Source organism: Mesorhizobium sp. P5_C1 (genome assembly GCF_054049815.1).
Genome location: NZ_JBFULQ010000083.1, coordinates 1 through 17,120 on the forward strand (window position 1 = coordinate 1; position 17,120 = coordinate 17,120).

18 protein-coding genes and 1 pseudogene are annotated in these 17,120 nt (G+C 63.1%); 12 read left to right on the forward strand and 7 right to left on the reverse strand.

Going from position 1 to position 17,120, the window contains the following annotated elements; genetic code table 11:
• The first annotated feature begins 250 nt into the window (after nt 1–250).
• The gene (locus ACXJ7R_RS09640) at nt 251–451 is read left to right on the forward strand and encodes a hypothetical protein (RefSeq protein WP_095083471.1); all 201 of its coding nucleotides are present in this window, start codon (nt 251–253) and stop codon (nt 449–451) included.
• A complete protein-coding gene (locus ACXJ7R_RS09645) occupies nt 448–1,887 on the forward strand; it encodes a GMC oxidoreductase (RefSeq protein ID WP_457151636.1) in 1,440 nt (479 codons plus the stop codon). The genes ACXJ7R_RS09640 and ACXJ7R_RS09645 overlap by 4 nt, the downstream gene beginning before the upstream one ends.
• Nucleotides 1,888–1,939: 52 nt before the next feature.
• Here ACXJ7R_RS09645 and ACXJ7R_RS09650 read toward each other — a convergent pair whose 3' ends face one another.
• Nucleotides 1,940–2,107 carry a hypothetical protein gene (locus ACXJ7R_RS09650; RefSeq protein WP_184872957.1) on the reverse strand — a complete coding sequence of 56 codons (168 nt, stop codon included), beginning with the start codon at nt 2,105–2,107 and terminating at the stop codon, nt 1,940–1,942.
• A gap of 95 nt (nt 2,108–2,202) precedes the next feature.
• Between ACXJ7R_RS09650 and ACXJ7R_RS09655 the strand changes: the two genes are divergently transcribed.
• Nucleotides 2,203–2,700, forward strand: a complete 498-nt coding sequence (locus ACXJ7R_RS09655) for a MarR family winged helix-turn-helix transcriptional regulator (protein ID WP_457151637.1) — start codon at nt 2,203–2,205, stop codon at nt 2,698–2,700.
• Between the two features lie 48 nt (nt 2,701–2,748).
• On the opposite strand, the gene ACXJ7R_RS09660 is transcribed toward ACXJ7R_RS09655, so the two are convergent.
• The gene (locus ACXJ7R_RS09660) at nt 2,749–3,381 is read right to left on the reverse strand and encodes a TetR/AcrR family transcriptional regulator (RefSeq protein ID WP_379105054.1); all 633 of its coding nucleotides are present in this window, start codon (nt 3,379–3,381) and stop codon (nt 2,749–2,751) included.
• Nucleotides 3,382–3,484: 103 nt separating this feature from the next.
• Here ACXJ7R_RS09660 and ACXJ7R_RS09665 point away from each other — a divergent pair.
• Nucleotides 3,485–3,890 (forward strand): annotated as a pseudogene (locus ACXJ7R_RS09665) (VOC family protein).
• 108 nt (nt 3,891–3,998) lie between these two features.
• On the opposite strand, the gene phhA reads toward ACXJ7R_RS09665, so the two are convergent.
• Nucleotides 3,999–4,835: a phenylalanine 4-monooxygenase gene (gene phhA, locus ACXJ7R_RS09670; protein ID WP_457151638.1), complete on the reverse strand. Its 837-nt coding sequence runs from the start codon at nt 4,833–4,835 to the stop codon at nt 3,999–4,001.
• A 139-nt stretch (nt 4,836–4,974) separates the two neighbouring features.
• Between phhA and ACXJ7R_RS09675 the strand changes: the two genes are divergently transcribed.
• From ACXJ7R_RS09675 to ACXJ7R_RS09685, 3 genes are all read left to right on the forward strand, one after another.
• A complete protein-coding gene (locus tag ACXJ7R_RS09675) occupies nt 4,975–5,451 on the forward strand; it encodes an Lrp/AsnC family transcriptional regulator (protein ID WP_457151639.1) in 477 nt (158 codons plus the stop codon).
• Between the two features lie 114 nt (nt 5,452–5,565).
• Nucleotides 5,566–7,113 carry a magnesium-protoporphyrin IX monomethyl ester anaerobic oxidative cyclase gene (gene bchE, locus ACXJ7R_RS09680; RefSeq protein ID WP_457151640.1) on the forward strand — a complete coding sequence of 516 codons (1,548 nt, stop codon included), beginning with the start codon at nt 5,566–5,568 and terminating at the stop codon, nt 7,111–7,113.
• A gap of 218 nt (nt 7,114–7,331) precedes the next feature.
• Nucleotides 7,332–7,730: a RidA family protein gene (locus ACXJ7R_RS09685; RefSeq protein ID WP_457151641.1), complete on the forward strand. Its 399-nt coding sequence runs from the start codon at nt 7,332–7,334 to the stop codon at nt 7,728–7,730.
• Nucleotides 7,731–7,763: 33 nt separating this feature from the next.
• Here ACXJ7R_RS09685 and argB read toward each other — a convergent pair whose 3' ends face one another.
• Both argB and ACXJ7R_RS09695 read right to left on the reverse strand, forming a co-directional pair.
• Entirely contained in the window at nt 7,764–8,657 is an 894-nt protein-coding gene (argB, locus tag ACXJ7R_RS09690; RefSeq protein ID WP_112559011.1) for an acetylglutamate kinase, read from the reverse strand.
• 182 nt (nt 8,658–8,839) lie between these two features.
• The gene (locus ACXJ7R_RS09695; protein WP_457151642.1) at nt 8,840–10,336 is read right to left on the reverse strand and encodes an amidase; all 1,497 of its coding nucleotides are present in this window, start codon (nt 10,334–10,336) and stop codon (nt 8,840–8,842) included.
• A gap of 152 nt (nt 10,337–10,488) precedes the next feature.
• On the opposite strand from ACXJ7R_RS09695, the gene ACXJ7R_RS09700 reads away from it, so the two are divergent.
• From ACXJ7R_RS09700 to msrB, 4 genes are all read left to right on the forward strand, one after another.
• Nucleotides 10,489–11,028, forward strand: coding sequence for a sigma-70 family RNA polymerase sigma factor (locus tag ACXJ7R_RS09700; RefSeq protein WP_457151643.1), 540 nt, complete (start codon nt 10,489–10,491; stop codon nt 11,026–11,028).
• Nucleotides 11,025–11,753 carry an anti-sigma factor gene (locus ACXJ7R_RS09705; RefSeq protein WP_457151648.1) on the forward strand — a complete coding sequence of 243 codons (729 nt, stop codon included), beginning with the start codon at nt 11,025–11,027 and terminating at the stop codon, nt 11,751–11,753. The genes ACXJ7R_RS09700 and ACXJ7R_RS09705 overlap by 4 nt, the downstream gene beginning before the upstream one ends.
• A gap of 214 nt (nt 11,754–11,967) precedes the next feature.
• Entirely contained in the window at nt 11,968–12,525 is a 558-nt protein-coding gene (locus tag ACXJ7R_RS09710) for a fasciclin domain-containing protein (RefSeq protein ID WP_457151644.1), read from the forward strand.
• A gap of 231 nt (nt 12,526–12,756) precedes the next feature.
• Complete coding sequence (gene msrB, locus ACXJ7R_RS09715; RefSeq protein ID WP_457151645.1) at nt 12,757–13,260, forward strand: peptide-methionine (R)-S-oxide reductase MsrB; 504 nt, start codon at nt 12,757–12,759, stop codon at nt 13,258–13,260.
• A 142-nt stretch (nt 13,261–13,402) separates the two neighbouring features.
• On the opposite strand, the gene ACXJ7R_RS09720 is transcribed toward msrB, so the two are convergent.
• The gene (locus tag ACXJ7R_RS09720) at nt 13,403–14,956 is read right to left on the reverse strand and encodes a DHA2 family efflux MFS transporter permease subunit (protein ID WP_457151649.1); all 1,554 of its coding nucleotides are present in this window, start codon (nt 14,954–14,956) and stop codon (nt 13,403–13,405) included.
• Nucleotides 14,957–15,017: 61 nt separating this feature from the next.
• Nucleotides 15,018–16,199 (reverse strand): HlyD family secretion protein, encoded by a 1,182-nt coding sequence (locus ACXJ7R_RS09725; protein WP_457151646.1) that lies wholly within the window; start codon nt 16,197–16,199, stop codon nt 15,018–15,020.
• 132 nt (nt 16,200–16,331) lie between these two features.
• Between ACXJ7R_RS09725 and ACXJ7R_RS09730 the strand changes: the two genes are divergently transcribed.
• On the forward strand, nt 16,332–17,066 hold the full coding sequence (locus ACXJ7R_RS09730) for a TetR/AcrR family transcriptional regulator (protein WP_457151647.1): 735 nt from the start codon (nt 16,332–16,334) through the stop codon (nt 17,064–17,066).
• Nucleotides 17,067–17,120: the final 54 nt, after the last annotated feature.

The following is a 17,120-nucleotide window of genomic DNA, read 5'->3' on the forward strand; positions in this document are numbered from 1 at the left end:
GGGCCGCAATCTGACGATCCTCGACACGGACATTTCCGAGGCGGCGTGATCAGGCCGCCGATCCACTGGATCCGGCCCGTTAAGAAAATCCTAACCCTGTTCACACTCGGTTGCGCCGTTTACCCGGTTTTCGCTGCTTTGCGGGTAGCCTGGCACAATACTGGCTTCTGCCGCGATGCATGTGCCGTTCCGGGACCCGTCGTTCAGGTAACGCCATGCGCCGTCGAAGCCCCCACCCGAGAGACCAGCCATGAGTTTCTTCATCAAGAAAATATCCCGCCGCACGATCGTGCAGGCGTTGATCGCACTGCCTGCCCTGTCCCTGTTCCGCACGCTGCCTGACGCCGATGCCTCGCATGCTGATCCAAACCGAGCCGACCCGACACGGGCCGATCTGAACGAGATCGTCGAGATCAATGGCTGGATCCTGAAGCGGAGCGATCTGGCATGATCTTCGACAGCTACGATGCGTTTCGCGCCGCGAATTTCCCCGCCAAGGTCTGCATCCTCGGCTCCGGCCCGGCCGGCACCACCATTGCCCGCAAGCTTGGCGCCGCCGGCATTCCGGTCGTGGTGCTGGAGGCCGGCTCGCGTGAATTCAGCGACGAGTCGCAGGATTTCTACCGTGGCACGACGGTCGGCGATTTCTACTTCGATCTCGACGTCACCCGGCTGCGGTTCATGGGCGGCAGTTCGAACCACTGGGCGGGCTGGTGCCGCGTGCTCGACAAACAGGATTTCGAGCCTAAGGCTTGGGCGCCCGACACGGGTTGGCCGATTCGCCGCGCCGACATCGAACCCTATCTGCCGGAAGTGCACGATATCCTCGAACTTCCCGGTTTCCGGCCGGACGTGCCGGTCTCCGACGACATTCGCTGGGTGCAGCTGATCAAGAGCCCGGCGGTGCGCTTCGGCGAGAAATTCGCCGACGAGCTCGACAAGAGCGGGAACATCGCGGTCGTGCTCAACACCTACGCCACTGAACTTGCCGGCGACGGCAAACGCGTGACGGGCGCCAGGCTGTGGTCCAACGGGCAGGATGCCGGCGCCTTCAGCGCGGACTATTTCATCGTCTGCACCGGCGGACTGGAGAATTCGCGCCTGCTTCTGTGGTCGAACCAGCGCTCGAACGGCGGCGTCGTGCCGAATGCGACGGCGCTTGGCCGCTACTGGATGGAGCATCCGACCTTCGAGGGCGGCAATGCCATCCTGGCCGACTATGGCGAGTTCGAGGTCGATGCCGTCAACGAGGTCTTCTTCTCGCCGACGCTTGCCGCCATGGAGCGGCTACAGATCATGAATTTCGGCATCAGGCTGATCGAGACGCCGTATCCGGGCGTCAAGAGCCTGATCGCCGACCTCGCCTGCACGGCGCCAGACATGGCCGAATGGATGTCTGCCAAGCTCAGCCAGAATCTGCGATGCGCGGCCCAGCTCTATGTCGCCTGGGAACAGGCGCCGCTGGCCTCCAACCGGATCGAACTGTCGACGACCGATGTCGACCATGCCGGCGTGCCGCGCATCGAGCTGCACTGGAAGAAATCGGAGCTGGAACACCGCACCCTTCTCGAAGGGCTTAGGCTGTTCGGCACGACGCTGATCGAGAAGAATCTCGGCCGGGTGCGCATTGCCGACTGGATCACCAATGGCGGCGACTACCCGACCAACGACGAGACGGCGGGCCATCATCATATGGGTGGCACGCGGATGGGCACCGACGTCACCAAGAGCGTTGTCGACGCCAACTGCAAGGTGCACGGCATGGACAATCTCTATGTCGGCGGCTCCTCGGTGTTCTGCACGTCGGGCGAATGCAATCCGACGACGACGATCACCGCGCTGGCCTGCCGGCTGGGTGACCATCTTGCCAAGGTGGTCGCCGTCTGACGGTTCCATGAGTCGGCGCCAGTTGATGGCGCCGGCTGATGTTCGGCATATCTCAGAAGCCGTAGACCGCGATGCGCACCAGAACCGCGGCAGCGGCCAGCGCCACGAGCAAAATGCCAAGGCCGATGGGGGACCCCCATCCGTACCATTCCATGGCCAGCTTGGCATATTTGAACTCTTCCTCATGCGAGAGGGGCGTACGCTGTTGAATCAAGCTCATTTTTTCACTCCATGATGGCGGCCGGCTCTTGCCTTGTGGGCGCTGCAACCGCATATTGTTGAGATAGTCTAAATGTTAGACAGATTGATAGTTAGATGATCGAAATAAATTCGTCAAGCGAGAATCGGACCGAAATGACGACGGCCATCGGCCTTGCCATCATGCAATGGCAGGACGCGACGCAGGCCTATGACGAGGCGGTGGGGCTGAGGCTGGGGCTGAACATGGCCGAACGCCATTGCATCGGCCTGCTCCATGGCGGCCCGCAATCGGCCGGCGCGATCGCCACCGCAACCGGGCTGACGCCGGCCGCCGTGACAGCGCTGATCGACCGGCTGGAGGCGCGCGGGCTGCTGACGCGCACGCGCAGTCTCGAGGACAGGCGCAAGGTGGTGATCGAGGCGACCGAGGCCACGCGGGACCTGTCGGCGCGCTACTACGGCACTATTGCGCGGGAAGGCGAAAAGGTCATCGCGACCTTCAGCGACGCTGAGCTCACCACAATATCGCGCTTCGTCAACGCCGCCCTCGACCTGCAGCGCGCCCAGCTGGCGCGGCTAAAGGCCGAGGGGTCGGACAACCCTGGGCGATAGGGTGCGATGTGTTTGGCGGCGTTACTGCGATGTCGGCAGGCAACGGGACTATTTCGGCTGGACCCCATAGGCGACAAGAAACGCCCCCACTGAGGCATCCGCGTGCCGTTCCAGTTCGGCCTTGGAGCGCCGGTTGCTTCCCGTGAACATGGCTTCATTCATGGGGATCCAAAGAAGCATCCCAAAAAAGTGGCTGGCTGCCAGATAGGGGTCACTGGTCTGTATCAGCCCTCGACTGGTGAGCTTTTGAAAGCAGGAAGCCATTGAGCCAAGCATGCGCTCGAAGCCCTTTTCGTACCAACTGCGGCCAAGCTGCGGCATTCGATCCGCATTGGCGATGATCAAGCGCCGCAGCTTCAACAACTCTTCATCCATGAGCGTCGTTATCAAACATCGAGCAAGCTGCTGCAGGCCACCTTCCATGAATTTCGCCTCGGAAAGCAGCGTCGTCACGGACTCGATGACATCGTTGGCCTGGGTAGCGGTTGCAAGAACGACTTCGCCGAACAGCGTCTCCTTGTCGGTGAAATGCTTGTAGACGGTCTGCTTGGAGGCCCCCGCCCTGGTGGCGATTTCCTCCATGCTGGTCCCGTCATAGCCCTTGCCGATGAACGCCGCCGTGGCCGCCTGGATGATCTCACGATCCTTGCGTGCCGATCTCGTCTCACCGTCGATTTTCATGGTGACCTCCTGACCAGTACTAGACGGTACCGTTCCCGCATGATAGTCGTGAAAACGGTACTGGACTGACTAGTACCTGTCAACGAAGGCAAGGCTTAGACCGATGACCAAGATGATCTTCAYAAATCTGCCGGTGCGCGATCTGCAGGCAGCGACCAAGTTTTATCTCGCGATCGGCGGCACACTAAATCCGCAGTTCTCGAACGACCAGGCCCAGTTCGATCATGTTCTCCAACTCGATTGGGGTGATGCTGCTGACGCACCAGCACTATGGCCAGTTCACAACGCGTCAGATCGGCGACGCCAGGCGTGACAGCCAGATGCTGATCGCACTCACCGCCGGCAGCAAGGACGAGGTCAATGCCACAATCGAGAAGGGCGTGGCGGCAGGCGGCCGCGCCGATCCCAACCCTGCGCAGGACCTCGGCTTCATGTTCAACCGCCACATCGAGGACCCCGACGGCAACGTCTGGGAGTTCCTGTGGATGAACCCCGCGGCCATGCAATAGCCAGCGGGATCAAAGCGTCCAAAGCGCGTCGCGTCGACACGGATTCATGCGACGCGCTTTGTGTTTCATGCAAGTCGTTCCCGGCCGAAACAATTCTCCCGGATTTGTTTAGACCGTCGCCGGGTCGAGCGCCGGCTGGCCCTTGCGGCGCGCGACGATCGCCTCGAAATCGGCAGTCTGGAAGGCATCGCGCAAGGCGTCGAACGACGGGAGCACGAAATAGGCGCGCTGGAATTTGTCGATCTCGTAGCCGGTGCGCATCACCGTTTCGAGGTCGAACGGCACGTGGTGGGCGTCCTTGCCGTCGACGGCGAACTGCAACTCGGTGAACGACGACATCAGGCCGGCCCCAAAGGCCTTCAGCTGCTGGCCGTTCTCCTGCATCAGGCCATATTCGGCCGTGTACCAGTAGAGCCGGGTGATCATCTCGTCGCCGCCCAGCGCAATGATGTCGCCGGCCTTGCGGCCATACATCTGCATGAAGTCGGCAAACACCGGCTGCGACAGCACTGGTACGTGGCCGAAGAAATCATGGAACATGTCCGGCTCGACGATGTAGTCGAGCTCCTGCCTGGTCCGCAGCCAGTTGGTGACAGGGAAGCGGCGATTGGCGAGATGGTCGAAGAAAGGTGCGGCGGGAATGAGACCCGGCACGGCGACGATCTCCCAGCCGGTCAGCTTGCGCAGCTTGGCGCTGACGTCCTCGAAATCGGGGATGCGGTCGAGCAGGCCGAGCTTCTCGACGCCGTCGAGATAGGAGTGGTGGGCGAGCTTCCGCGTCAGCTTGGTCTGGCGGTCGCACAGCGTGCGCCACACCGCCTGCTCCTCTGTGCTGTAATCGTAACCCTGCGCTACTGTGAAATCGGCACGGCAGACCGAATAGTCGCCGCGCAACCCTTGCGCCGCACAGTCGCGGGCATATTCGGCAACGCTCATCGTCGTCATGGTTCTTCTCCCTGCAAGTCATGAATGGCGGACGTGCCGAAAGGATAACCGGATCTGCCGAGGCAAATCGGTTTTGATGATGGCTCGAGCGCGATATTCGGGATAGCATTCACTCCAGAAACGCTTTCATGGAGTGAAAATGCCTCAATTCGATGATTTCGAGATCAGGATGCTCGAGGTCCTGCAGCGCGACGGGCGCAAGCCGGTGTCCGAGCTGGCGCAAGAGATCGGGCTGTCGACGACCCCATGCGCACGACGTTTCGAGGCGCTGCAGGAGGCCGGTATCATCAAGGGTTTTGCCGCGGTGATCAGCCGCCGCGCGGTCGGCCTGATGGTCGAGGTGTTCATCCAGGTGCGCCTTGTCAGCCACAGCGACGGCTCGCCCGAAAGCTTCATCGCCGCCGTGCAGCGCATGGACGAGGTATCGTCATGCTGGACGATGACCGGCGACCACGATTTCCTGCTGCACGTCATGGTGCCGTCGGTCGACGAGCTCAATGCTTTCGTCATGCACCGGCTGATGCGGCTCGACGGTGTGCGCGACGTCCACACCCAGCTGGTGCTGCAGAACATCAAGGGCCCCGGCCACGTGCCGCTCGGCCACCTCAGGCGGTAATGGTGCCTGCCCTGCCCATCCCTGCGGAAAAGCTGCACGCAAACTGCTGAAACAGGCCAATCGGGCGTCCATATCGCCGGCCAACATCCGTGGACCAACTGCCGGAGGTCCGCCATGAAAATCGTCCTGATCAATCCACCGCACACCGCCATCGGCAGCCGCGTGCCGGACGATCACCTGCCACCGCTCGGCCTGTTGGCGCTCGGCGGCCCGCTGATCGATGCCGGCCATGAGGTGCGCCTCGTCGACGCCGAGTTCGGGTCGATGCCGCTCGACATGGTGGTGCGCAATGCCCTGGACGATGACCCCGATTTCGTCCTGATCGGCCATTCCGGCTCGACCTCGGCGCAMCCGACCGCCTTGCTGATAGCCGGCATGATCAAGCAGCGCGAGCCGGCGACCATCATCATCTATGGCGGCGTGTTTCCGACCTACCACTGGGGCGACATCCTGGCTGAAACGGACGTCTTCGACTTCATCGTGCGCGGCGAGGGCGAGGCGACTGTGGTGGCGTTGGTCGAGGCGCTGGAAATGCACCAGCCGCCTGCAAGCGTGGCGGGCATCGCCTTTCGCGACGATCTGCGCCGTCCCTTCGCCACGCAGCCGGCAATGACCATCGCCGATCTCGACGCCTACCGTGTCGGCTGGGAGTTGATCGACCATATCAGCTACAGCTATTGGGGCGGCAAGCGTGCCGTGGTCATGCAGTTTTCGCGCGGCTGCCCGCATCTGTGCAATTATTGCGGCCAGCGCGGCTTCTGGACCCGCTGGCGGCATCGCGATCCGGTGAAATTCGCCAAGGAGATTGCCTGGCTGCACCGCGAGCACGGTGTCGAGCTGATCAACCTTGCCGACGAGAACCCGACCGTATCGAAGAAGGCCTGGCGCGCTTTTCTCGACGCCATGATCGCCGAGAACGTGCCGGTGCTGATCGTCGGCTCGACCCGTGCCGACGACATCGTACGCGATGCCGACATCCTGCATCTCTACCGCAAGGCGGGCGTCATCCGCTGGCTGCTCGGCATGGAAAACACCGACGAACAGACGCTTGCATTGATCCGCAAGGGCGGCAGCACCTCATCCGACCGCGAGGCGATAAGGCTGCTGCGCCTCAACGGCATCCTGTCGATGGCGACCTGGGTGGCCGGCTTCGAGGATGAAGGCTTTCGCGACCTGTGGCGCGGCTTTCGCCAGCTCATCGCCTACGATCCCGACCAAATCCAGGCGCTTTATGTCACGCCGCATCGCTGGACACCGTTCTTCAGGATCGCGCGGGACCGCAAGGTAATCCAGAAAGATGCCCGCCTGTGGGACTACAAACACCAGGTGCTGCAGATGACGCGGCTGAAGCCGTGGATGCTGTTTTTCAGCGTCAAGCTGATCGAACTGGCGGTGCAATCGCGGCCGAAGGCGCTGGCGCGCATCCTGTTCCACAAGGACCCCGAGCAGCGGCATTCGATGCGCTGGTACACGCAGATGGGGCGCCGCGTCTGGTTCCGTGAGGTCTGGGGATTTCTGGTCCGTGACGGCCGGGTGAAAGACGGCCCGACGCTTGCCGAGTTCTGGGGTGCGCCGCAGGACGCCGAGGAGCAATCGATGACCGTTCGACATCAGGCGCGCAAACCGGCTTTGCCTGGGATCGGGGTCTCACCGAACGCCTGACCGCTCGTCTCTTGGATTAATATACGCAGCGTATGCGTATTGACATACGCAGCGTATGCACCCACATCAACATACGGGACGTATGTCAATAGCCGTCCCGCGCAGTGGAGCGCAGCGATCCAGGAACCCGAAGCCTTGCGAACGACCCTCGCCCTGCCGGCGAAGCCAATTCGCGACGCCCGGAGGTCGGGGCTGCCTTGTTTGAAATGGAGTGAACTATGACCAAACGCGACGCGATCTTCCCAGCCGGCCGGCAGGCTCTCTACGAGATCAACCGTTACTCGGCGGCGATCCGCTCGGGCGACTTCCTGTTCGTCTCTGGCCAGGTCGGCAGTCGCGAGGATGGGTCGGCCGAGCCGATCTTCGAAAGGCAGGTCCAGCTGGCTTTCGACAACCTCGCCGCGGTGCTGAAGGCCGCCGGCTGCACGTTCGACGACATCGTCGACGTGACCACCTTCCACACAGATCCGGCCACGCAATGGGCAGCGATCGACGCCGTTCGCCTGAAGGCGTTCGGCGAACCGCCCTACCCGAACTGGACCGCGGTGGGCGTGAACTGGCTGGCGGGCTTCGATTTCGAAATCAAGGTCATCGCGCGCCTTCCGCAGCCCGCCTGATCGATTGGCGGCAGCGGAAGACCAAAGGGCGGCTCAGGGCACGATCAGCGTGCCGGCGCCGTGTTCGGTGAACAGCTCAAGCAGCACCGAATGCGGCGTCTTGCCGTTGAGGATAACGACGCCTTCGACGCCGCGCTCGATCGCCTCGATGCAGGTTTCGACCTTGGGGATCATGCCGCCCGAGACCGTGCCGTCCTTGATCAGCGCCTTGGCCTCGGCCACGGTCAGTTCGTCGATCAGCTTCTTGTTCTTGTCGAGCACGCCGGGCACGTCGGTGAGGAACAGCAGGCGCGTTGCCTGGCAGGCGCCGGCAATGGCGCCGGCGAAGGTGTCGGCGTTGATGTTGTAGGTGTGGCCGTCGCGGCCGGGCGCCACCGGCGCCAGCACCGGGATCATTTCGGAGCGCGCCAGAAGGTCGAGCAAGGTACGGTCGACCTCGACCGGCTCGCCGACGAAGCCCAGATCGAGCACGCGTTCGATGTTGGAGTCCGGATCGATCATCGTCTTGCGCGCCTTTTCGGCGAAGACCATGTTGCCGTCYTTGCCGCACAGGCCGATCGCCCATTCGCCCTCGGCGTTGATCARCGCSACGATCTCCTTGTTGATCGAGCCGGCSAGCACCATYTCGACGATCTCGACCGTCTTCTGGTCGGTGACGCGCAGGCCGCCCTCGAACTTGGATTCGATGCCCATCTTGGCCAGCATGGCGCCGATCTGCGGGCCGCCGCCATGGACGACGATCGGGTTGACGCCCGATTGCTTCAACAGCGCGATGTCGCGCGCGAAAGCCTTGCCGAGCTCGATATCGCCCATGGCGTGGCCGCCATATTTCACCACGACCGTCTTGTGCTCGTAGCGCTGCATGTAAGGCAGCGCCCGCGAAAGCAGGGCGGCCTGCATTTCGGCGGTGGCGGTGATTTCCGTCATCGGCGTGGTTCCTGGCTTTTGGTTTTGTGCATGTCGTCGTCCCAAAACTGCTGGGCACTCTTGGGCGACATGCACTTKGTTTATGCATGATGCATCAGGTAAGGACGGCGGCGTCTTAGCGGGAATTGGGGCCAGCCGCAAATGGCTTTGCTGTCATATTCGAGCGCCTCACGACGTCGTCATCATGACGGCACGCTCAGCGGCGCCCTGCGGCCCAACCAACCCGAGATCTTCTCCATCTGCGCGGCAAGCGACAGCAGTGTCTCCTCGTCGCCCGGCCGGCCCACCGCCTGGATGCCGAGCGGCAGGCCGGCATCGGTGACATGGACCGGCAGCGCGATCGACGGCTGGCCGCTGACATTCTGGATCGCCGGCCAATGGGTGAACCCGAGGCTCTTGTCCATCAGCTGGCCGAGCAATGGCTTCAGTTTCAGCAAGGCGGTGAGATGAAGCTTGTCGAGCAGGTTCTCGATGAGTTCGTCAGCGCCTTTCGGGTCCATGGCGCCGCAGGCGAGCGGCGGGTGGGCGATGATCGGCATCAGCACCGCATCATATCGCGCTGTCTCCGCGATCAGCTGTCGCGAGGTCGCATGCAGCCGCTGCAGGCCGGCATAGATCTCGCCGGCCGACACCAATTCACCGAAGCGGGCGAGGATGCGCGTCGCGCGCTCGATGTCGCCCAGAACGGAACGGCCGACACGCAGCGCCTCGGCCCGCATCGTGCCGGCGACGGCAGAGGCCACGCCGGTGGCAAAATCGGCGAAGAAATCGCGCCCGATAAAGGGCAGATCGATATCCGCGACCGTATGGCCGCCCTCGCGGGCCAGCGCCACCGCCACGTCGAGCGCGACAAGCGTCTCGGCCGAGACCGGCAGGCCGAGCGGCGACTTGCGGTACACGGCCAGCCTGAGCTTGCCGGGATCGCGCGCGGCAGCTGCAACGAAGCTGCCCTTGGGCGACGGCGCCGCATAGGGCGTCAAAAGATCTGGACCGTGGGTGAGGTCGAGCAGCAGCGCGCAGTCGCGCACCGAGCGGGTGAGCGCATGGTCGACGACCATGCCGTACCAGCTCTCGCTCACCAGCGGCGTCAGCGGTATGCGGCCGCGCGACGTCTTCAGGCCGACAAGCCCGGTGCAGGCGGCAGGCACCCGGATCGAGCCGCCGCCATCCGAGGCATGCGCCACCGGCACGACGCCGGCAGCGACCAGCGCCGCCGCACCCCCGGATGAGCCGCCGCTGGTATGGCCGGTGTTCCAGGGATTGCGGGTGATGCCGAAGGCCTTGGATTCGGTCATCAGCCGAAGCCCGTATTCCGGCGACGTCGACGTGACGATCGGAATGAGGCCGGCGGCGAGGTAGCGATCGGTCAGCACCGAATTGACATCCGCCCGCCATGCCGGAATACGGCTGCCGCCATGCGTCGCGACGCCCTTGATGGCGATGCCGAGATCCTTGATGGCAAAGGGAATGCCGGCCAGCGGCAGCGAGCGGTCGACGGTCTTCGCCTGGGCCCGCGCGGCATCATAAAGCGGCTCCGCCGTGGCATTGATATCGGGACGGGTGGCCTCGGCGCGGGCGATCGCCGCTTCGGTCAGCTCGATTGGTGAGACCTCGCCCTTGCGAACCAGGTYGGCAAGGCCGGTTGCATCTTGGGCCCACAATGTATGTTCAACCGACATGCGCGTTTTCCTCACAGTGGGAAGACAAGCTAGCCAGTGGCGATTTCATTGGCAATCGACGGGCAGATCCGGGCCGGCAATGCGGCAAAGTCTGGCGTGCACAAGGCGATTTCCGTCGTTGCAAATACGTTTCAATCCCCTAACTTGCCTGCATGACGCCGCAGGACATCACCAAGCTGATCGTCCGGACTTCGATGAAGGATCGGGCTGCGTTCGATCTGCTCTACCGGCAGACCAGTGCGAAACTTTTCGGCGTCTGCCTTCGTGTATTGAACGACCGGGGAGATGCCGAAGAAGCCCTGCAGGAAGTCTTCGTCAAGATCTGGACGAAGGCGGACCGTTTTGCCGTCTCAGACTTGAGCCCGATCTCCTGGCTGGTGGCGATCGCGCGCAACCACGCGATCGATCGCGTCAGAGCGCGACGCAAGCCCGGCCTCGATATCGATGCCGCGCTCGACGTGGCCGATCCGACGCCAGGGCCTGAAGCGATGGTGGTGGCGGGCGGTGAATCCGAACGCATCCATCATTGTCTCGACGAGTTGGAAAAGGACCGAGCGGCGGCCGTCCGTGGCGCCTATCTCAAGGGCGAGAGCTATGCCGAACTGGCGGAGAGGCATGGCGTACCGTTGAACACGATGCGTACCTGGCTGCGCCGCAGCCTGTTGAAACTCAGAGAATGTCTGGAAAGATGACGCTGGCGGAAGACAACGGACCGGAACGTGGAGGCGACGACCTGCTCGCCGCCGAATACGTTCTCGGCGTGCTGCCGGCGGAGGAGCGGCAGATCGCGTCCAGGCGCATCGATGCGGAGACCGAGTTCGCCCGTCTTGTCGACAGCTGGGAGGTCTCGTTCTCGCCGCTGGCCGCCGCCTACCCGGAAATCGAGCCGCCGGCTTCGGTCAAGGCTGCGATCGATCGCCGCCTGTTCACGTCCACCGCGGCCGTGACCACGCCCACCGAATCGCGCGGCGGGCTGTGGTCCAGCCTGGCCTTCTGGCGCGGCCTCGCTGCTGCGGCGGTCGCCGCTTTGGCGATCTACATCGCCGTGCCCACCCTCAACCCGCCGGTCGAGCAGCCGCAGGCGCGCCTCGTCGCCTCGCTGGCCGCCGAAGGCAGCGATGTCAAATATCTCGCCGTCTATGACGCCGCGCATCACGAGGTCGGCCTGTCGCATGTCTCCGGCGAGCGTGCCGCCGGCAAGGACTTCGAGCTGTGGATGATCGAGGGCAAGAACCCGCCGGTCTCGATGGGCGTCATCCCGACCGGCGCCACTGCGCATATTGTCGTCTCGCCGGCTGCCCAGCAGAAGCTCGCCCAGGGCGCGGTGCTCGCCGTCAGCCTCGAGCCGGCAGGCGGTTCGCCGACCGGCCAGCCGACCGGACCGGTGGTCGCGGCGGGCGATCTGAAGAGCATCTGACCGGCTTTATCGCTGACATAGAAGACTTTCAGTCTATTTTTCGCATATGACGTCTAACCGCGCCAGTGAGTGGACAAAACGTATTGTGTGAAAATCACCCTGCGGTGCAAATAAAAATAAAAAATCCCGATGTTTCTGAAACTCCCGCATTTGTATCCCGTATCTCCTCGCGTCCCCAAAGATGGGAAGAGAAAAACCCGAGGAGTTTGACATCATGCGTAAATACGCCACCCTTTTGCTTGCCAGCGCGATCGCTGTTTCGGCTCTTGCCACTGCGGCCTATGCCGAAAACCCGATGGTTGGCGGCGCTGCCATGTTTGCCAGCAAGACCATCGTCGACAACGCCGTCAATTCGAAGGACCACACGACGCTGGTCGCCGCGGTCAAGGCGGCCGGCCTTGTCGACACGCTGCAAGGCGCTGGTCCGTTCACGGTGTTCGCGCCGACCAACGACGCCTTTGCCGCGCTGCCGGCCGGCACGGTCGAAATGCTGCTCAAGCCCGAGAACAAGGACAAGCTCACCAAGATCCTGACCTGCCATGTCATCGGCGCCAAGGCGATGGGGGCGGACGTCGCCGCGATGGCCAAAGCCGATGGCGGCACCCACAAGGTCAAGACGGTTGGCGGCTGCGAACTGTCGCTTAAGGCCGACGGCGGCAAGGTCACCGTGACCGACGAGAACGGCAACGTCGCCAATGTGACGATCGCCGATGTCGAACAGTCCAATGGCGTCATCCACGTCATCGACAAGGTTCTGCTCCCCAAAATGTAAAAAGGGGGGCGAAGATGTAACAAGGGGCCTGCTGCCGACGAAATTGCAGCAAGGGCTCTCCGTCGATTGCATGGTCTCGCTCCCGTGACCCGCAACCGGCCCGCGCACTCCGCGCCGCCCACGTTCAGATGTGGAACGGCGCGGAGTGTTCGTTCGAGGGCCACCGTCACCGGCTTTTGATTTCCGCCTGGCGGTATAGTTTGGCAAAAGAGACGACAGGAGGAACTGGTCATGAACCGTCGCGACTTTCTTTTGAGCGGTGCCGCCGCCATCGGCGTCGCCGGGGCTGCCGCAACGATGCTGCGCATGGGCAAATCACAGCCCGCACAGGCTGCCGAAACCTTCGAGGTCACCAAGACCGATGCCGAGTGGAAAGCCATCCTGTCGCCGGCCGCCTTCGACGTGCTGCGCAAGGAAGGCACGGAATATCCCGGCACCAGCCCGCTGCTCAACGAACACCGCAAGGGCATCTTTGCCTGTGCCGGCTGCGACCTGCCGGTCTATCCGTCCGAGACGAAATTCGATTCCGGCACCGGCTGGCCAAGCTTCTGGCAGGAGATTCCCAAGGCCATCGGCACGACCGTTGACAGGTCGCTCGGCATGACCCGCACCGAGGCACATTGCCACCGCTGCGGCGGCCATCTCGGCCACGTCTTCGATGACGGCCCGGCGCCGACGGGCCTGCGCCACTGCATCAACGGCGTGGCGCTGACCTTCAAGCCCGCCACGGCCTGACATATCTCTTTTTGACGCAATTCCTGTGCTCTAATCCGAATACGAAAAACTCCGGGCTTGCGGCCCGGAGTTTTTTTGCGCGGTCAGAGCTTTTCGGGCGTGGACTGGAGGAGCTTCCCGAAACTGCTGTCCACGTTTGGTATCAGTGGCCGCCACCGCCGCCGCCGGCCGCAGCCGGCTTGCGGATCAGCATGGTGAACAGCCCGAGCGTCGCAAACAGCACCGTCAGCAGGAAGAACACGTCCATGAAGGACAGCAGCGCGGCCTGCTGCTGCACCATGCCCGACAGCTTGGAGATCGCCGCGCTGGTCGCGTCGAGGCCGGCGGTCTGCTCGAAATTGAGCGTCATGTTCTGCAGCTTTTGCTGCGCGGCGGCACTGCCCCACTGCACGTGCTCGGAGAGCCTGGCGTAGTGGAACGCGTTGCGGTCGATCAGCACGGTGTTGATGACGGCCAGGCCGACGGCGCCGCCGAGGTTGCGGGTGAGATTGAACAGGCCGGACGCATTCTTCAACCGGTCTGGCGGCAAGGTGCCGAGTGCCAGGTTGTTGATCGGCACCATGCACAGCATCATCGAACAGCCGCGCAGGATCTGGGGAATGAGCAGCTCATAAAAATCCCAGTCGGCGGTCAGATGCGTCATCCACCAGGTTCCGGTGGCGAAGCCGAAGAAGCCGACCATCATCATCAGGCGCGGGTCCATCTTGCTCGACAGGATGCCCGAGACCGGCGCGGTGAGGAACATCGCCAGGCCGCTGACGAACAGCGCCTCGCCGATCATCATCGAATCGTAGCCGCGGATGCGCCCGAGGAACACCGGATAAAGATAGGTCAGGCCATAGAGGCCGATGCCGATGACGAAGGAGAACAGTGAGCCGAAGGCAAAGTTGACGTTGGTGAACGCCTTCAGGTCGACGATCGGCTCCTCGGCGGTGAACACACGCCAGAAGAACAGCACGGCGCCCACGGTCATGACGATGGCGCAGATGAATACGCCCTGGTCCTGCAGCCAGTCGTTGTTCGGGCCTTCCTCGAGCACATATTCCATGCAACCCAGGAAGGCGGCCATCCCGGCGAGGCCCCACCAGTCGAACTTGCTGAACAGCTTGAGATTGGGCTTGTCGAAGTCGATCAGCGTCCAGGCCGCCGTCGTCACCAGGATGCCGGGCACGACATTGATGAGGAACAGCCAATGCCAGGACATGGCATGGCTGATATAGCCGCCAACGGTCGGGCCGATGGTCGGCGCCAGCGTCGCCACAAGGCCGATCATCGGCGAGACCACGGCGCGGCGCGACGGCGGGAAAATGGTGAAGGCAGCGGCAAAGACGCTGGGGATCATGCCACCGCCGATGAAGCCCTGGACGGCACGGTAGACGATCATCTGGTCGATGTTGGTGGCGGTCGCGGCCAGCGCGCTGGCCGCGGTGAAGCCGGCCGCCGAGATCGTGAACAGCACGCGCGTCGACAGCATCCGGCTGAGGAATCCCGACAACGGGATCATCACCACCTCGGCGATCAAATAGGCGGTCTGCACCCACGGGATCTCGTCGGAACTGGCGCTCAGGCCAGCTTGAATCTCGGCCAGCGAGGCCGAGACGATCTGGATGTCCAGGATGGCCATGAACATGCCGAACACCATCGCCAGGAAGGCGATGACGCGCCGCGTCGAGATGGTGTCAGGCACGGCCGGCATCGCCGGCAGCGCTCCTGCTGTCAGGGTTGCGGTGGCCATGGCATTGCTCCCCGGCGGCCGCTCAGTTCGAGGCCGTAGGCGCGGTACGGCTGTCGACGGCGACGACGACACTCAAGCCGGCGCGCAGCCTGCCGCTCTTCAGCACGTCGGCCGGCACATCGATGCGGACCGGGACGCGCTGCACGACCTTGGTGAAATTGCCGGTGGCGTTTTCGGGCGGCAGCAGCGAGAACACCGCACCCGAAGCCGGTGCCAGCGACGAGACGGTTCCCTCGAAATCCTGGCCGTCGGTCGCATCGACCGAGATCTTGACCTTCTCGCCGGGAACCAGCCGGGCAAGCTGCGTCTCCTTGAAGTTGGCGACGATGTAGAGCTTGTCCATCGGCACGATGACGGCCAGCTTCTGGCCGGGGCTGACGAGATCGCCTTGCTCGACCGAGCGGTTGCCGACGACGCCGTCATAAGGCGCCTTGAGCACGGTGAAGGAAAGATCGCGGGCGGCCTTGTCGCGGCTGAGCTGCAAGGAAGCCAGCGTGCTTGCCGATTCGGCGCGCTGCGCCTGCAGCACGCCGATATTGGCCTGTGCCGCGGCGATCTGCGCGTCGGCGCCGACAAGGGCGGCGTTGGCCTGCTGGACCGCCGTCTGGGCATCGTCCAGCTGTGCCTGCGTGCCGACATGCGTCTTGAGCAGTTGCGAGGCGCGTGCCTCGACCTTCGTCGCATTGTCGGCGGCGGCCTGGTCAGCGACCTTCTGTGCCTGCGCCTGCTGCAGCGAGGCGCGCGCCGCTTGGGTCTGAGCGTCGATACGGTCGAGCGTCTTGCTCAAGGTGGCGATCTGCGCCTCGGCCTGGGCAACGGCGATCTTGTAGTCGCCGTCATCGACCACAAGCAGGGGGTCGCCAGCCTTCACCGACTGGTTCTCGCTCACCTTGACCTGATCGACATAGCCGGAAATCTTGGGCGAGATGAACGCCATGTCGGCCTGGACATAGGCGTCGTCCGTCGAGATCATGAAGCGACCCGTGGTCCAGTAGTTGTAACCGTACCAGGAGGCGGCGCTCAGCAAGGCAACGCCGATGATCGGCAGCAGAAACGAGCGCACCGAGCGCTTCTTCTTGGCTGGTGCTTCCACCGGCGCGCTGATGGCGGGCTGGAAAGGCACTTCGGGTGCTTCCGTCGCCGGAGCGACCTTGGCATTGGGGAAAGGACGGACTTCGGCTGTGGCTGGCGCGTTCGAGGACATGACATCTCTCTAAAATAAAGCTATAATACTGAACCGTTCGGTTCGATCCGGCCGTTGACATAGCGCGGAAACAGGACCATATCAAGTGCAATCGAACCGATTGGTTCGAATTATTTTCGAGGTGTGACTTTTATGGTTGAGACCCAGCCTAACGTCGAAACCGACCCGTGCGGCGACCTGCTGGACCATGTGCGCCGCGGCCGCCCGGCGGCAGGCCAGGACCCGGTCAAGCGCAGCCAGATCATCGAGGGCGCCCGTCGTGTGTTCATCGACAAGGGTTTTGAGGCTGCGTCGATGAACGACATCACGCGCGAGGCCGGCGTCTCCAAAGGCACCATCTATGTCTACTTCGCCAACAAGGAAGAGCTGTTCGAAGCGCTGATCGAGGAAGAGCGCGGCACGATCTTCAAGAACATGTATGACGTGCTTGATAACGCCGACGACCTGCGCGAGACGCTGGTGAAGTTCGGCAAGGTGCTTGCCCTCAAGATCACGTCGGCCAAGGTCATCCAGGCGCAGCGCACGGTGATCGGCGCATCCGACCGGATACCCGAGCTCGGCGCGCGTTTTTACGAACGCGGTCCCAAACGCGGCCATGACAAGGTCGCGGCCTTTCTCGATGCCGCCATCGAGCGCGGCCTGCTGCGGATCGACGATGTCGATCTTGCCGCCTACCAGTTCACCGAACTGTGCCTGGCCGGTCTATTCCGCCAGTGCATCTTCGCCTACCGCACCAAAGCCCCGGGCCAGGATGAGATCGACCACATCGTCAGGTCCGGCGTCGGCATGTTCCTGAAGACCTACGGCACCGAAAGCCTCGCCGCGGAAGAAAGCCACCAGACGATTGCAATCGAGGCCAGACCCTAGCCACCATTCGCGGCCAACACGATCGCAGCCTGCAACTCGTCGAGGCCCTCGGCC

Excerpts from the sequence above, each read along its gene's own strand:
- ACXJ7R_RS09675 (WP_457151639.1), top strand. The coding sequence starts at position 4,975 with ATGCCTCAATTCGATGATTTCGAGATCAGGATGCTCGAGGTCCTGCAG.
- ACXJ7R_RS09655 (WP_457151637.1), top strand. The coding sequence starts at position 2,203 with ATGATCGAAATAAATTCGTCAAGCGAGAATCGGACCGAAATGACGACG.
- ACXJ7R_RS09720 (WP_457151649.1), bottom strand. The coding sequence starts at position 14,956 with ATGCCGGCCGTGCCTGACACCATCTCGACGCGGCGCGTCATCGCCTTC.
- ACXJ7R_RS09705 (WP_457151648.1), top strand. The coding sequence starts at position 11,025 with ATGACGCTGGCGGAAGACAACGGACCGGAACGTGGAGGCGACGACCTG.
- phhA (WP_457151638.1), bottom strand. The coding sequence starts at position 4,835 with ATGACGACGATGAGCGTTGCCGAATATGCCCGCGACTGTGCGGCGCAA.
- msrB (WP_457151645.1), top strand. The coding sequence starts at position 12,757 with ATGAACCGTCGCGACTTTCTTTTGAGCGGTGCCGCCGCCATCGGCGTC.
- ACXJ7R_RS09645 (WP_457151636.1), top strand. The coding sequence starts at position 448 with ATGATCTTCGACAGCTACGATGCGTTTCGCGCCGCGAATTTCCCCGCC.
- ACXJ7R_RS09660 (WP_379105054.1), bottom strand. The coding sequence starts at position 3,381 with ATGAAAATCGACGGTGAGACGAGATCGGCACGCAAGGATCGTGAGATC.
- ACXJ7R_RS09710 (WP_457151644.1), top strand. The coding sequence starts at position 11,968 with ATGCGTAAATACGCCACCCTTTTGCTTGCCAGCGCGATCGCTGTTTCG.
- ACXJ7R_RS09725 (WP_457151646.1), bottom strand. The coding sequence starts at position 16,199 with ATGTCCTCGAACGCGCCAGCCACAGCCGAAGTCCGTCCTTTCCCCAAT.
- ACXJ7R_RS09650 (WP_184872957.1), bottom strand. The coding sequence starts at position 2,107 with ATGAGCTTGATTCAACAGCGTACGCCCCTCTCGCATGAGGAAGAGTTC.
- ACXJ7R_RS09685 (WP_457151641.1), top strand. The coding sequence starts at position 7,332 with ATGACCAAACGCGACGCGATCTTCCCAGCCGGCCGGCAGGCTCTCTAC.
- ACXJ7R_RS09700 (WP_457151643.1), top strand. The coding sequence starts at position 10,489 with ATGACGCCGCAGGACATCACCAAGCTGATCGTCCGGACTTCGATGAAG.
- ACXJ7R_RS09730 (WP_457151647.1), top strand. The coding sequence starts at position 16,332 with ATGGTTGAGACCCAGCCTAACGTCGAAACCGACCCGTGCGGCGACCTG.
- ACXJ7R_RS09640 (WP_095083471.1), top strand. The coding sequence starts at position 251 with ATGAGTTTCTTCATCAAGAAAATATCCCGCCGCACGATCGTGCAGGCG.